General features: G+C 66.6%; 14 protein-coding genes and 1 pseudogene. 6 read left to right on the top strand and 9 right to left on the bottom strand.

Features of this window, described 5'->3' with window-relative positions; translation table 11 throughout:
* Positions 1–4: 4 nt before the first annotated feature.
* On the bottom strand, positions 5–427 hold the full coding sequence (locus ABFO07_RS27855) for an NUDIX hydrolase (RefSeq protein WP_059564370.1): 423 nt from the start codon (positions 425–427) through the stop codon (positions 5–7).
* Positions 428–770: 343 nt separating this feature from the next.
* On the opposite strand from ABFO07_RS27855, the gene ABFO07_RS27850 reads away from it, so the two are divergent.
* Both ABFO07_RS27850 and ABFO07_RS27845 read left to right on the top strand, forming a co-directional pair.
* Positions 771–1241 (top strand): cupin domain-containing protein, encoded by a 471-nt coding sequence (locus ABFO07_RS27850; protein ID WP_060363203.1) that lies wholly within the window; start codon positions 771–773, stop codon positions 1239–1241.
* Entirely contained in the window at positions 1238–1987 is a 750-nt protein-coding gene (locus tag ABFO07_RS27845) for an SDR family NAD(P)-dependent oxidoreductase (protein ID WP_322240455.1), read from the top strand. The genes ABFO07_RS27850 and ABFO07_RS27845 overlap by 4 nt, the downstream gene beginning before the upstream one ends.
* Positions 1988–2350: 363 nt before the next feature.
* Here ABFO07_RS27845 and surE read toward each other — a convergent pair whose 3' ends face one another.
* The 3 genes from surE to ABFO07_RS27830 form a co-directional block, all read right to left on the bottom strand.
* Entirely contained in the window at positions 2351–3130 is a 780-nt protein-coding gene (gene surE / locus ABFO07_RS27840; protein WP_060149924.1) for a 5'/3'-nucleotidase SurE, read from the bottom strand.
* A 200-nt stretch (positions 3131–3330) separates the two neighbouring features.
* Positions 3331–3630: an AzlD family protein gene (locus ABFO07_RS27835; RefSeq protein ID WP_059564227.1), complete on the bottom strand. Its 300-nt coding sequence runs from the start codon at positions 3628–3630 to the stop codon at positions 3331–3333.
* Positions 3623–4357, bottom strand: coding sequence for an AzlC family ABC transporter permease (locus tag ABFO07_RS27830; RefSeq protein ID WP_059890077.1), 735 nt, complete (start codon positions 4355–4357; stop codon positions 3623–3625). Before ABFO07_RS27830 ends, ABFO07_RS27835 begins: the two co-directional genes overlap by 8 nt.
* A 125-nt stretch (positions 4358–4482) precedes the next feature.
* Here ABFO07_RS27830 and ABFO07_RS27825 point away from each other — a divergent pair, with 125 nt between their 5' ends.
* Complete coding sequence (locus ABFO07_RS27825) at positions 4483–4941, top strand: Lrp/AsnC family transcriptional regulator (protein WP_059810642.1); 459 nt, start codon at positions 4483–4485, stop codon at positions 4939–4941.
* A 220-nt stretch (positions 4942–5161) separates the two neighbouring features.
* On the top strand, positions 5162–5731 hold the full coding sequence (locus ABFO07_RS27820; RefSeq protein WP_059810643.1) for a hypothetical protein: 570 nt from the start codon (positions 5162–5164) through the stop codon (positions 5729–5731).
* Positions 5732–5762: 31 nt separating this feature from the next.
* On the opposite strand, the gene ABFO07_RS27815 is transcribed toward ABFO07_RS27820, so the two are convergent.
* Positions 5763–6395: a LysE family translocator gene (locus tag ABFO07_RS27815; protein ID WP_060014207.1), complete on the bottom strand. Its 633-nt coding sequence runs from the start codon at positions 6393–6395 to the stop codon at positions 5763–5765.
* 378 nt (positions 6396–6773) lie between these two features.
* Here ABFO07_RS27815 and ABFO07_RS27810 point away from each other — a divergent pair.
* Positions 6774–6981 (top strand): annotated as a pseudogene (locus tag ABFO07_RS27810) (helix-turn-helix domain-containing protein); the annotation flags it as partial.
* Between the two features lie 135 nt (positions 6982–7116).
* Positions 7117–10188, top strand: coding sequence for an ATP-binding protein (locus ABFO07_RS27805; protein WP_347468966.1), 3072 nt, complete (start codon positions 7117–7119; stop codon positions 10186–10188).
* A gap of 120 nt (positions 10189–10308) precedes the next feature.
* Here the strand turns inward: ABFO07_RS27805 and ABFO07_RS27800 are convergent, their stop codons facing one another.
* The 4 genes from ABFO07_RS27800 to ABFO07_RS27785 form a co-directional block, all read right to left on the bottom strand.
* Positions 10309–10641, bottom strand: coding sequence for a DUF2322 family protein (locus ABFO07_RS27800; protein WP_059564221.1), 333 nt, complete (start codon positions 10639–10641; stop codon positions 10309–10311).
* A gap of 45 nt (positions 10642–10686) precedes the next feature.
* A complete protein-coding gene (locus tag ABFO07_RS27795; RefSeq protein ID WP_060014209.1) occupies positions 10687–10944 on the bottom strand; it encodes a hypothetical protein in 258 nt (85 codons plus the stop codon).
* A 90-nt stretch (positions 10945–11034) separates the two neighbouring features.
* Positions 11035–12843, bottom strand: coding sequence for a hybrid sensor histidine kinase/response regulator AtsR (gene atsR, locus ABFO07_RS27790; protein ID WP_060272411.1), 1809 nt, complete (start codon positions 12841–12843; stop codon positions 11035–11037).
* Positions 12840–13340: a molybdopterin-dependent oxidoreductase gene (locus tag ABFO07_RS27785; RefSeq protein ID WP_059810647.1), complete on the bottom strand. Its 501-nt coding sequence runs from the start codon at positions 13338–13340 to the stop codon at positions 12840–12842. Before ABFO07_RS27785 ends, atsR begins: the two co-directional genes overlap by 4 nt.
* Between the last annotated feature and the right edge of the window lie 2 nt (positions 13341–13342).

Below are 13342 nucleotides of genomic sequence, written 5' to 3'. Positions count from 1 at the left end.
ACGGTCAGAACGCGGCCACGCTCGCCAGGTGGGCGAACTTGCGGCTGCTCAGCAGCTTGACGATGGTCTGCGTCGATATGCTCGTGGGCAGCGACGCGACGTCGGCCGGCTCGAACCAGCGGCAATGCACGATCTCGTTGCGCGGCCGGGGCGCGGCATCGATCAGCACGTCGGTCACGAACACGTGATGCAGCTTCGCGAGGCCGCCGAACTGGAACGCGTATTCGATCGGCAGGTCCGACAGCCCCGTCTCCTCCCACAACTCGCGATGCGCGGCGTCGAGCGGCGATTCGCGGCGCTTGACGGTGCCGCCCGGCAAGGCCCAGCGGGAGGTCGTGCGGGCGACGAGCAGAATGCGCGAGCCTTGGCGGCACACGATGGTGGCGCGGTCTCGGGGAAGGGCGGAGGCATCGGGGCGGATGGGCATGATGAGGCGTATGCGATCGGCTGGCGGCTGCCGTGGATGACAGCGGCAATCATGACACGTCGCGGCGGTCGCGGGGGCACGATTTGACAATGCTTTGGGAACGCAAGATGCGTTCCCATCGCGGGCGCGTGCGTATGCGGCATTGGCGAGCGGCGCGGGTCAGGGAAAGCACGGAGTCGGCGCGGCGGGCCGATTCCGCGCACCGGCAAGCGCGTGAGCGGCCCGCCCGGAAATATCGCAAAATGACCGGCTCGCCGTCTGTCCCGATCCGCTCCACGTCTCCCGAAGGCGGCGCGCACGTGCTTCGCACGTCTCCTTGACCCACCTCCCTGCAAGGACACCCATGTCGACCCAACCCCGTGAACTGCTGAAGGCCGCCGATATCGCGAACATGGAAGCGACGCGCGCGGTTCATCCGCTGAACCCGAACGCGGTGCGCCTCAAGAAGTCGGTGGGCGACCTGACCGGGCTCACGCAGCTCGGCGTTCACCTGATCACGCTGATGCCCGGCCACGAGTCGGCCGAATACCACCGGCACCTGTACGAAGAGGAGTGCGTGTACGTGCTGTCCGGCAACGGGACGGTGACGATCGGCGAGCAGCGGGCCGACATCGCGCCGGGCGATTTCCTCGGCTTCGCACGCGGCGGCAACGCGCACACGGTGCAGAACACGGGCGACGCGCCGCTCGTGCTGCTCGTTGCCGGGCAGCGGCTCGAGCACGACGTGTGCGACTATCCGCGCGCCGGCAAACGGCTGTATATGGCGGGCGAGCGCTATAGCTACGTGGACCTGCCCACGACGGACGCCGAATGAGCGCGCGCGACACCGCGCCTGTCGCGCTCGTCACCGGCTCCACGTCGGGCATCGGCGCCGCGATCGCGCGGCGGCTGTCGGCGCAAGGCTATGCGGTGGTACTGCATTCGCGGCAGTCGGCCGACACGGGGCAGGCGATGGCGCGCGAACTCGGTGCGGCGGCCTACCTGCAGGCCGACCTGGCCGACGACGCGGCGCGCGTGCGGCTGGTGCGCGACGCGGTTGCGCTGTGGGGGCGGCTCGACGTGCTGGTCAACAACGCGGGGATCAGCCGCGTGATTCCGCACGACGATCTGGCGGCGGCCACGCCCGCGATCTGGCAGGAACTGCATGAAGTCAACGTGATCGCGCCGTTCCGGCTGGTCGCCGAAGCGCAGCCGGCGCTGGCCGAGGCCGCGTCGCGCGGGCGGCCCGGCTGCGTGGTGAACGTCAGCTCGCATGCAGGCGTGCGGCCGAAGGGCGCGTCGATTCCGTACGCGGCGACGAAGGCCGCGCTCAACCACATGACGCGCCTGCTCGCGCTGTCGCTTGCACCGGCGATTCGCGTCAATGCGGTCGCGCCGGGGCTCGTCGATACGCCGCTCACCGCCGGCTGGACGCACGCGCAGCAACTCTGGCGCGACCGCGCGCCGATGCGCCGCGCGGCGACGCCGGACGACGTCGCGCAGACGGTCGCGATGCTCGTCGCGTCGGACTACATGACGGGCGAGATCGTGATGCTCGACGGGGGATTGAACCTGACGTGACGCGACGGGGCGGCGTTGTGCGGAGACGCGGAGACGCGGAGACGCGGAGGCACGGAGGCACGGAGGCACGGAGGCACGGAGGCACGGAGGCACGGAGGCACGGAGGCACGGAGACGCGGAGACGCGGAGACGCGGAGACGCGGAGACGCGGAGACACGCAGACACGCAGACACGCAGACACGCAGACACGCAGACACGCAGACACGCAGACACGCAGACACGCAGACACGCAGACACGGAGACACGGAGACACGGAGACACGGAGACACGGAGACACGGAGACACGGTGACACGCAGACGCCGCCGGCCAGCCGCGCACCCGCATCGCGCGCACCGGCCGAGGCCGCCTACCGGAATGCGCGCTCAGCCGAGGCTCGACCGCAGCCGCGCGAGCGCGCCGTCATGCGTGCGCTCGAACTTCAGCGGCGTCACGGCGATATACCCTTCGCGGAGTGCGACCGTTTCCGAATCCGCATCGTCGTCGCGCGGTGCGCGCGCGAGCTTCAGCCAGTGATATTCGATGTCGCGCGGGTCGCGATCCGACACGATCTCGACGCCCTGCAGCGTGCCGGCGCCCTGGTTCGTCACCTTCAACCCGCGCACGTCCTGCGCGGGGCGGGCGGGGAAGTTCACGTTGAGGCACGCGTCGCTGTCCCAGCCGGCGGCGACCAGCCGCCGAATGACGTCCGGCGCGTGCGCGAGCGCCGTGTTCCACGGCACCGCGTTGCGATCGGTGAACGCCTGGCTCAGCGCGATGGCCGGCACGCCGACCAGCATGCTCGTCATCGCGGCGCCGACCGTGCCGGAAAACACCGTTTCGGTGCCGAGGTTCGCGCCGCGATTCACGCCGGACAGCACGACGTCGGGCCGCGCGTCCTTCATCAGGTGGCTGACCGCGATCGCGACGCAGTCGCCGGGCGTGCCGCGCACGGCGAAGCGGCGTTCGCCCTTGCGATGCACGCGCAGCGGTTCGTGCAGGCTCAGCGAATGCGACGTGCCGCTCTGGTCTTCCGCCGGCGCGACGATCCACACTTCGCGCGCCAGCTGCGTGGCAACCTGTTCGAGCACGTCAAGGCCGGGGGCGTCGATTCCGTCGTCGTTGGTGAGCAGGACGCGGTCGAACGGCGGGCGGGCTTCTTGCATCGGGGCGATCCTCATGGAGATGGGCCGTGACGGGGGGAGGGCAGCGTGGCGTACTACCGCAAGGCTAGCATCCCGATGCGCGGGCTGTCGTGTCGCGCCGACGTCCGGATGAAAAAACGGGCGCATTGCGCGCCCGTTCGCCGGTTGATGTGCCGCGTACACGCCGGCGCGACCGGCGCGTTGCGGCGGGTCGGATCGGCTTATCCGAGCAGATGCCGCAGCACGCCGGCCGCGACGACGCCGATCGTCACCGTCGGCAGGATCGACAGGCGGGTGGCGGCCAGCAGCGTGATCGCCAGCGCGAGCAGGTCGGCCGGGCGATCCGACACGAACGCCGGCGCGATCACCGAGATCAGTACGCAGCCGGGCACGTTCTCCATCACGGCCGTCATGCGCGGGCTGAGCGTGCGGTTGCGCAGCGCGACGTAGCCGAGGATGCGCGACAGGTAGGTGGTCGCCGCCATCAGCACGATGGTGGCGACGGTGTGGAAATCAGGCATCGCGCGGCTCCCACAGCAACGCGGTGGCGAGCCCCGCGCAGGCGCCGGCGGCCACGTACCATGCGCCGGGCACGGCCAGATGCGTGGCCGCCGCGACCACGAGGCTCACGAACCACGGCCGGCTCGCGCGCACGCCTTTCCACATGCCCTTCAGCAGCACCAGGAAGACGGCCGTGAACGCCATGTCGAAGCCGTAGCGCTCGACGTCGCCGATGGTCGGCCCGAGCGCGGCGCCGAGCGTGGTCATCGAGATCCAGGTCAAGTAGAGGCCGGCGGCGATGCCCGCGTAGTACGCGACGCTGATGTGGTCGGCCGATCGCTGCCGCGCGTCGGCGAGCGACATCGCCCAGCTCTCGTCGCACATGAAGAACAGCGCGGCGAACGCGCGCCGGCGCGGCAGGCGCCGGATGTACGGCGCGAACGCGGCGCCCATCAGGATGTGGCGGGAATTCACCAGGAACGACATCGCGACGATCAGCGCGATGTGCGGCGGCGACGCCCACAGGCGGATCGCCGCGAACTCGGAGCCGCCGCCGAAATTCAGGCCGGTCAGCATCGGCACTTCGAGCAGGCTCAGCCCCTTCTGCGCGGCCTGCGCGCCCAGCACCAGCGCGAACGGAATGAAACCCAGCATGACGGGCAGCGCCGCACGCAACCCGCGGCCCATCTCGATGACAAACGCGGGCCGCTCGCGCAGCCCGGACGACGTTGAAACGCTACTGCTCATTACTCCTCCTTCGGGGGGAGGAATTGTCTGCTTTTTTGACTCGAATCGGGTTGCGTTGTGGCCACTTATTTTGGAGAATTTGGCATCGAGCGCGCGCTACGCGGATTTTTTGGAATTTGATGCCAATGAAGCTTGACGCCATCGACCGCCGGATCCTCAGTGCGCTCCAGCGCGACGGCCGCATGCAGAACGTCGAACTTGCCCACGAGGTCGGGCTGTCGCCGTCGCCGTGCCTGCGGCGCGTACGGCTGCTCGAGGAAGCGGGCGTGATCGAGAAGTACGTGGCGGTGCTGAACCCGGCGAAGGTCGGCAAGGCGCTGACGATCTTCGCGCGCGTGTGGCTGAAAGGGCAGGACGCCGACACCGTGAACCGCTTCGCCGACGCTGTCCAGCAGATGCCGGAAGTGGTCGAGTGTCACCTGATGGCCGGCGATTGCGATTTCCTGCTGCGCATCGTCGCGGCCGACATCGACGAATACCGGCGCTTCCAGATGGAATACCTGACGCGCATCCCCGGCGTGCAGAGCGTGAAGACCGACATCCCGATGCAGAAGATCAAGCTGACGTCGGCGCTGCCGACGTAGCGCGGCGCGGGCGTGCGGCGGTGCATCGACGAACGGTCACGGGCGGATGACAATCGACCGATAAACTATCGGGGTCCGCCGCGTCGCACGTCCTGCATGGGGTGTCGTGCGACGTTCGATGCACAGGCAACTAACGGTCAATATCGACGTGATCGGCCAGACGGCGCTGCGCGCTAGGTCCTGCGCCGGCGCGGATGCGTTTCTTCTTGTCGGGCGAACCATGCAGCCATTCAACAATCCGTGGAATTCGCTGGAAATCGTCAAGCTGGTGCTGGGCGTGCTGACGCCGTTGTCGGTGGCCGGCCTTGGCTGGTTCGTCGCGCGCCGGCTGAAACGGCTCGAACTCGTGCAGTGGACCAACCAGAAGCTGATCGAGAAGCGCCTCGCGCTCTACGACGCGGTGGCGCCGCAGCTCAACGCGCTGCTGTGCTTCTACACGTGGATCGGCTACTGGAAGGACATTTCGCCCGACGACGTGATTCGCGCGAAGCGCGAACTCGACCGCACGTTCCACATCTACCGCTACCTGTTCGACGATCACGTGTACGACGCGTATCACGCGTATATCCACGCGCTGTTCGAGATGCACACGGGTGCCGGGCAGGATGCGCGGATCCGTTCGCTGATCGAAACGGCGGACGGCGATCGCACGCGGCACGCAACCTATGTGTGGAACCCCGCGTGGCATGCGCGGTTCGCGACAGTGAACGTCGTCGACCGCGCCGAAGTGCGCGACCGCTATACGCGGTTGATGGAGGTGCTGCGCGTGTCGCTGGGCGCGAATCGGTGACGATGGCGCGGCATCGCGCGCAGTTCGGCGCTCAGGTCCGCCCCGCCGCCGCGAGCCGTGCGGCGAGCCCGACGAACACGGTGCCGAGCAGGTATTGCGGCAACTTCGACGGGCGGCGGCGCGCGCCGATCCGCTGGCTCAGCCGGCTGGCGGACACGATCACCGCGCCGTTGACCACGAGGCCGACCAGGTTGAGCACCGTCGCGAGCACGAGGATCTGCACGGCGATCGAGCCGTGCTCCGGCCGGATGAACTGCGGGAACAGCGCGAGTACGAACAGCGCCATCTTCGGGTTGAGCAGGTTGGACGTCAGGCCCTGGCGGAAGATCGCCGCGGTGGAGTGGCGGCGCTGCGACGCGACCGGCGACAGCGCCGTCGGATCCGAGCGGAACGTCTTCCACGCGAGATACAGCAGATAGGCGGCGCCAGCGAAACGCACGACGTCGTACGCGATCGGCACCACGAGAAAAAGCTGAGACAACCCGAGCGCGGCGGCGAGCGCATGACAGTAGGTGCCGGCCTGGATGCCCGCGAGCGTGGCAAAGCCCGCGCGCCGGCCCTGGCTCACGCTGCGGGACGCGATCAGCAGCATGTCGGGGCCGGGCGTGGCGGTCAGCGCGAGACATGCGCCGGAGAAAAGCGCGAGCGTGGAGAGATCGATCATGGCGGGCCCTTGCGCGGGAGCGGTGTAAAGGGAGGTCAGAATGGGGGGGACGCAACGGCGCAGTTTGACAGCGGCGAGCAATGACTCGATGTCAGCGTGCGTCAGGCGTCGATGATCCGCAACGCCCGAGAATATGTCAATCCGCGCGATTGGGACGAAGGGGTATCGGCCGCGCTGCTGAAGTACGACGCAAACGTCTGCTGTACCGGTGCGTCGGCCGGGACGGGTTACAAGCAGTTTGGCGCAGGGGTATCGGGCGGCATCGCCGCTTATGGCGGAGTCGCTTGCCGTCTCCTCGAGCGTGCGAATCGTGAGCTAGCGATAGAACGTGCGCGCAAGCGGCAAACATGGGCATTCGTCGCCTGCCACATTCCATTGATCGAAGTGATCCGCCTTTTTCGGTGCCGGGAATACAGTGGGCGCGATCGCCGCACGGCTTCATCGTAGCAAGCAGACCATCAATTCGCACAAGACGAGCGCCATGAAGAAGCTCGGAATCACGCGTGAGGTCGACCTGATCCGCTATGTCGATGCGGTAATATTTGCGGATTCGCCCGCATCGAGCGCGCCGCATACAGAGGAATAACGGGCGCGGATCCTGTGCGATCGCATGAAGCTCGCGCGACACCATTGACTCGCTCGCCTATCGCGTATTGGGCCATGGCGGATGAAACGGGATCCACACGAATGGTCGGCTTGCAGTACGTGACGATTGCCACAAATGAAGCGCATGCAAGAAAAACTGAAACGACACGGCGCGCGAATTGCGGCCGCGGGTCGAAAGCCATTCGAACCGGACCGGGTCCGGCGTCAACAGCAAACCCTGTTGTATGGCAGCGGCGTGGCAATCACGGTGTTCATCCTGGCGTGCGTGGTGCTCATCGCACGACTCGAGGTGCTTGGCTTCTTTACGCAGGTGCGCGGGGAGTTTCTGAAGCGGGAGGCTCAGCTGCATGCTGAGTTGATGTCGACACAATCGTTGTTCGGACAATTCGTCAAGACGGCGCAGGGGCGGTGGATCGCCGCGGAGCCGGTCCCGAACGAGGTATTGCAGAAGTTCGTCGCCGACCAGGGGCGCATGGTCGGATATCGGCGCGGCCACGCCTGGTTTGCCGGGATGGCCAATATCACGCCGGAGCATACGGCGAGCCGGTATGCGCGCTATCTATCGCTGGCGATACCTCAATTCAAAATCGCGGAAAATCAGACTTCGAACGGGAAAGGTCGATCCGGTTACTTGGTCGCGACCAATGACGAATATCTCGGCATTTTCAATCGCGAGCTTGTCGGGCCTGCGCTCGCCCTGCCTCGTGGATTCTCGTTGAAGTCGCTGATGCAACAAGTTGCTCCGTCGAATGCGAGTTTCACTGCGGGACATCAGGATGCCCGGGGTGAAAATGTCGTCCTGCTGGAGAGCCACGTCGATCCGCTGCTGGGGCGTCGTGTGCTGCGATTTTCCCGGCGTCTGTACGACGACAAGGGGCAGCAGTTCGCCTGGGCGATCATGAATTGTCGTGCGCTGATCGACGACATTCTCGCTTCGCAGTCCGGCGACGATCAGTACGCGCTGATCGATGCGCATGCCAATGTATTGGCCGGCGCGGAGCCGAGCCGCGAGATGATGGTCGGTGCGATCGACTACGCGCGCGTCCCGTATGGCGATCACGTGAGCGTACATCGCGTCGGCACCAGCTTCGTCATTGGCGACTACTTGCCCGGCTCCGATCTCATGATGATCGCGACGTTCTCTTGGCGGAGCGTTGCGGCGGCCGTATTCAAGACCGTCAGCCTGACAGCCGGAATTGCGTTGTTTGCGATTTCGATTCTCTGGATCGGGCTCGTTCGCTTCGACCTGGGGGCATTGCGTCCCGCGAACCGCCGCGCGATTCGATTGATCGAAAGCGAGGCACTCAACCGTAAGTTGATTCGTGCGGCGCCTGCCGGAATCGTCTTGCTGTCGTTGGCAGACGGCGAGACGATGGTGCGCAACGATGCTGTTCTCCCGTACGAAAACACAGGTTCGGGTTTGCCGCTCGGCAAACGAATCTGGCACGCGTATCAGGAGGGAATGCGGGCGCCCGATGCACGGCGCTTCATGATGCGGGAGCTGGCTGTCGACCTGGCCGGTCAAGAGGCGGTCTATCTTGCCGTGAACATCGTGCGAACGCGATATCGTGGCGTCGACGTACTGCTTTGCACGCTGGTCGATATCACCGCCCGAAAGCAGATGGAAGGAAAACTGCGCGAGGCACGCGAGGCCGCCGAGTATGCAAACAAGGCGAAGTCGACGTTTCTTGCGACGATGAGCCACGAGATCCGCACGCCGCTCAACGCGATCGTCGGCAACCTTGAACTGATGGAACGCGCCGAGATATCCGCGCCGTTGCGGCGCCGGCTCGGGACGATCATGTCGTCGTCGGACGCGTTGCTGCGCGTGATCAACGACGTGCTCGACCTGTCGAAGGCCGAATCGAACCAGATGGTGCTGGAACATATCGCCTTCGACCTGCGCGCGTTGCTGCGCGACGTCGCCGCGATCTTCCGGCCGCTTGCCGATGCGAAACATCTGGCGCTCATATGCCGTCTTTCGCCGGAGTTGGCCGATGGCTACGTTGGGGACCCCGTGCGACTCAGGCAGGTCGTCACGAATCTTGTCAGCAATGCGATCAAATTCACGGAGCACGGCACCGTGACGGTGGACGCGCGGCTCTCGCCGATCGAGGCCGGAACTCGGCGTGTCGAGCTTGTCGTCAGCGACACGGGCGTCGGCATTCCCGAGGAGAGCATGTCGACGCTGTTTGACGTTTACATTCAGGCCGATGCGTCGACATATCGACGTTTCGGGGGCACCGGGCTCGGCTTGCCGCTGTGCAAACGTATCGTCGGGCTGATGGACGGCGAATTGTCCGTCGACAGTCGTTTCGGCGAAGGCTCGAATTTCGTTGTCACGCTACCGCTGCCGGATGCGCCGCGCGGCTGGCGCGCCGAGCTGTCGGATCTCGACGCGTGCCTGGGCCCGGCGTACGGTGTCGGTATCGACGATGGCCCGACGGCGGATGAAACCGGCGGGGAGCGACGCGTTGGCGGCGAGCCGATCCGCGTACTGGTCGCCGAGGATCATCCTGCGAGCCGCGCGCTGCTGCGCGACCAGCTTGACGCGCTCGGCTTCGATGCGACGATCGTCGCCAACGGCATCGAGGCGATGCGGGCATATTTCGAGCAGCCGTACGATATCGTGTTGACGGATCTCGGGATGCCGGAACTCGACGGCTTCGCGCTCGCGAATTTTCTCCGCGAACAGGGCGCGCGGGTGCCCGTGATCGCGATGACCGCCCATGCGACCGACGAAGATCGCCGGCGCTGCGAGAAGGCGGGCGCCGTGGAGGTCGTGCTGAAGCCGCTGTCGATCGGCGCACTCAATGCAGTATTGCGTCGGCATGCGGGGCATGACATCGTTGCGTCCGCATCGCAGGGAAGCCCGGAACGCGAACTGGAGATAACCGACGAGATTCGCCAGACACTACTCGCATCGACGCGGCACTCGCTCGCGGCAATCGAGGCGGCGCTGGCGAGCGGCGACACGGACATCGTCCGGGTCGAGCTTCATTCGATGCGAGGCGGCTTCGCGCTGGTCCGGGATGTCGATGCACGGGATGCATGCGCGCGCGCCGAGTCGACTTTGCGCGACGACGGCCTCGATGCGCTCAAACGGATCTGGTCTTCGATCGAAGCAGCGGTCACGCTCGCGCTCAGGCGTCTGGCGAGCGGAGATGCGCAAGTTGAATCGCCCTAAGCGCAACAGGGCGGATTGCACGCGGGGCGTGCCGGACGATGATTCGACATGCCTTCGCGCCCACTGAAAAAGATGAGCGTGCCGCACTTTCTTGTGCGGCATCGCTGTCCCGCCAGTCGCTCAGCCCTTCGCGACGACGTCGATCCGCAGCGCTTCGCCACCGGCGACGATCGCGAGCAGCCGATCGACGTTCGGATGTGCGCCCGGACGGTTGCGCGCGTCGGCCGTATGTTCGGCGAACACGGCGAGCCCATGCTCGGCGGCCTTCGCATCGAGCGTGCCGAACGCCTGCTTCAGATAGTTGTACACCGCGAGCGAGCCCTGCTTGCCCGGTTGGTTCTCGATGCTGGCGGCCACGTCGCCGTTTGCACCGACGAGATCGATGCGCGCGATGCCGTCGATGGCCGGCAGTTGCGCGAGGTTGTCCTTGAATACTGCGGTCGGTTGAATCACTGAAAACACTCCGTCGGTTCGATAAGAGGCAGGGCGGCCTGTATCTTAGCCGATCGGGCGCGGCGAGCCGGATGAGCCGATAGAGCCGGCCGCCATCGCGAGCCGCAGCCCGCCAGCGCCCCCGCCGCACACATTGCGGATCAGGCTCAGCGTGATCTGGGAGCTGGCCGCGAGGCCGAGCACACAGCGCCAGCCGAGCCAGAACGCGGACGACATCGGCGCGAAATTGACGGTGCTGATCGGCACGACGGGCGTGCCGAAACAGAGGATGTTCGGTTCGCTGACGCGATGCGGGGCGCTCATGGCGGTGTCCTTCGAATGACGGATCGGGCTTCATGCTGATCCGCCCGAGGCCGGCCGGCGCTCCGATTCTTGCGACGTCGTTCGCGCCCGCTACCCGAGCAGCCGCTCCATGAGCGCGCCGAGCTCGCGCAAATGCACGGGCTTCGGCAGGAACGCGTCGAACCCCGTGCGGTTCGCGTCGAGCGCGGCCGATTCGTATGCGCTGACGCCAAGGATCGCCGTGCGCCGGAGCCCGTTTCCCGGCGACGCCGCGCGCAGCCGCTTCGCGACATCCAGCCCGCTCAGGTCGGGCAGCTCGAGGTCGAGCAGCACGATGTCGTAGCGGCGCTCGGCGAACCGCGCGATGCCTTCGCGGCCGGTGCCGCACAGGTCCGCGGAGATCCCCAGCGCGGCCAGCATCGAGCCGAGCGTCTCGCGCGCATTGTCGTTGTCGTCGACCACCAGCGCGCGCCGGTCGCGCAGCGTCTCGGCGTGCGGCCACGCGGGCGCGTCGCCCGACGGCTCGCCGGTGTCCGGCACGTCGACTGGCAGCGTCACGACGAATTCGCTGCCTTCCCCGACCACGCTGCGCACGTCGACGTGCCCGCGCAGCGTCGTCACGATCTCGCGCACCACGGCGAGGCCCATGCCGATGCCGTCCACGTGCAGGCCCGCCGCGTCGTTCGCGCGGTAGAACGGCTCGAAGATCTTCCGCAGATGCGGCTTCGCGATGCCCGCGCCGGTGTCGCGCACGGCGATCTCGAGCTGCGGGCCGTCGGCCGTGTCGACCAGGGTCGCGGCCACGGCGATCGAGCCGCCGTTCGTGTACTTGACCGAGTTCTCGACCAGGTTCGACAGCACCTGCTGCAGCAGCTTGCGATCCGAGCGGATCGCGAGGCCGGGCGGCTCGACGCGCTGCGACACCGCGATCCGCTTGCCGGCGATCTTCTCGCGCAGCGGTTCGAGCACGTCGGCGAGCAGCGGCGCGAGGCTGACGACTTCCGGGTTCGCGCGGCGCGTGGTGGCGCGCAGCTTGATGTAGTCGGTGAGCTCCCGCACCAGCGCTTCGAGCGACGATGCGGAATTTTGCAGCCGCCGGATCGTCTTCAGGTTCGGCTCCGACTGCGGCCGCGCGAGCAGGATCTCGATCGACCCGCAGATCGCCTGCAGCGGCGTGCGCAGCTCGTGGCTGACCATGCCGAGGAACGCGTTCTTCGCCTCGACCATCTCGAACGCGCGGTCCGATGCCTTCTTCTCGGCCTCGAGCGCCGCATGTTGCCGCTCGAGCAGGTCGTCCCGCGTGCGCACCGTGTAGAACAGCAGCATGAACAGTGCGCACAGCATCACGCCGAGTATGCCGCCGAGGATCAGGATCGCCTGCTGCTTCTCCCTCAGCTGGTGGAACGTGAAATCGCGCTGCGCCATCTCGAGCGCGCGGAAGTAGTTCGCGAGATCGTTGACCCGCTGCCAGTACGCGGCGATCTCCGCCAGCACGCGCGGCGCGTCGCCGCGTGCGTGGCGCAGCGGCGGCACGTCGCGTTTCAGCAGGGCCATGAAATCGGCGAGCACCGCGATGTCGTCGCGCGCCTTCGGGATGCGCAGCCAGTACTCCGACACCTCGGACGGCCGCTGCAGGAAGCCGAACGAGGCCGACAGCGCGTTGAGCTGCATCTCGACGCGATCGAAGTCGTCGTCCTCGTGCGTCGCGTAGAGGATCAGCTGCCGGTCGAGCCGGCTGTACGCGTTGCGGAACTGCGAGGCCGTCCAGAACACCCCTTCGCGCGGCCCTTCGAGCACGCCCTCGTTGACCGACGTGGCGAGCAGGTCATACAGCAGGAAGGCCCATGCGGTGAAGCCCAGGATCCACAGGGAGCCGAGGACGACGATGACTTTCCGTTTTCTCCACCGCCTCGCCGTCATTTCACGGTCAGGCCGATGATCTGCCATGCGAACTTCGCTTCGCCAAGCGGCGTCTTCAGCTCGTCCGCGTACTGGTCGCGCGGATACATGATCCACAGCGGGCCGTACTTGTCGTTGTCGAGCACCTTGCCGTTCATCGTGCGCGCGAGGATCACGCCGTACTTGTCCGCATCGGACACCGGAATCGAGAACGTGTAATCGTCGATGCAGTGAAACTCGATCTGCGTGCCCTTCGCGCCGACGGCCTTCAGCACGTCGGAGAGCCGCGGGCCGGTGAAGGTCGCCTTCGGCGTCCAGCTCGTCGAGGTCGTGATCGAGTGCTGGGGCAGCGCCATCAGTTCGCGCTCGGAGAACACGTAGGTGGTCTTGCCGGGCTGGTTCGTCTTGCCGATGTTGCCGTCGACGGTGAACTTGAACGGCGCGGCCCAGGAGGCGGCGGCGGCGCCCAGCAGGCAGGCCAGCAGCAGGCTTCTCAACCAGATCGTCGGAATTCGCATGA

It is taken from the genome of Burkholderia stagnalis (assembly GCF_039848545.1).
Classification (GTDB): Bacteria; Pseudomonadota; Gammaproteobacteria; order Burkholderiales; family Burkholderiaceae; genus Burkholderia; species Burkholderia stagnalis.
Note: the sequence above shows the minus strand (reverse complement) of the source record. Positions and strands in the feature narration are given on the sequence as shown.

What these genes read in the sequence shown, in the direction of transcription:
- surE (WP_060149924.1), bottom strand. Translation starts at nt 3,130, where the DNA reads ATGCAAGAAGCCCGCCCGCCGTTCGACCGCGTCCTGCTCACCAACGAC.
- ABFO07_RS27805 (WP_347468966.1), top strand. Translation starts at nt 7,117, where the DNA reads ATGAAGCGCATGCAAGAAAAACTGAAACGACACGGCGCGCGAATTGCG.
- ABFO07_RS27815 (WP_060014207.1), bottom strand. Translation starts at nt 6,395, where the DNA reads ATGATCGATCTCTCCACGCTCGCGCTTTTCTCCGGCGCATGTCTCGCG.
- ABFO07_RS27820 (WP_059810643.1), top strand. Translation starts at nt 5,162, where the DNA reads ATGCAGCCATTCAACAATCCGTGGAATTCGCTGGAAATCGTCAAGCTG.
- ABFO07_RS27835 (WP_059564227.1), bottom strand. Translation starts at nt 3,630, where the DNA reads ATGCCTGATTTCCACACCGTCGCCACCATCGTGCTGATGGCGGCGACC.
- ABFO07_RS27830 (WP_059890077.1), bottom strand. Translation starts at nt 4,357, where the DNA reads ATGAGCAGTAGCGTTTCAACGTCGTCCGGGCTGCGCGAGCGGCCCGCG.
- ABFO07_RS27850 (WP_060363203.1), top strand. Translation starts at nt 771, where the DNA reads ATGTCGACCCAACCCCGTGAACTGCTGAAGGCCGCCGATATCGCGAAC.
- ABFO07_RS27795 (WP_060014209.1), bottom strand. Translation starts at nt 10,944, where the DNA reads ATGAGCGCCCCGCATCGCGTCAGCGAACCGAACATCCTCTGTTTCGGC.
- ABFO07_RS27785 (WP_059810647.1), bottom strand. Translation starts at nt 13,340, where the DNA reads ATGCGAATTCCGACGATCTGGTTGAGAAGCCTGCTGCTGGCCTGCCTG.
- atsR (WP_060272411.1), bottom strand. Translation starts at nt 12,843, where the DNA reads ATGACGGCGAGGCGGTGGAGAAAACGGAAAGTCATCGTCGTCCTCGGC.
- ABFO07_RS27845 (WP_322240455.1), top strand. Translation starts at nt 1,238, where the DNA reads ATGAGCGCGCGCGACACCGCGCCTGTCGCGCTCGTCACCGGCTCCACG.
- ABFO07_RS27855 (WP_059564370.1), bottom strand. Translation starts at nt 427, where the DNA reads ATGCCCATCCGCCCCGATGCCTCCGCCCTTCCCCGAGACCGCGCCACC.
- ABFO07_RS27825 (WP_059810642.1), top strand. Translation starts at nt 4,483, where the DNA reads ATGAAGCTTGACGCCATCGACCGCCGGATCCTCAGTGCGCTCCAGCGC.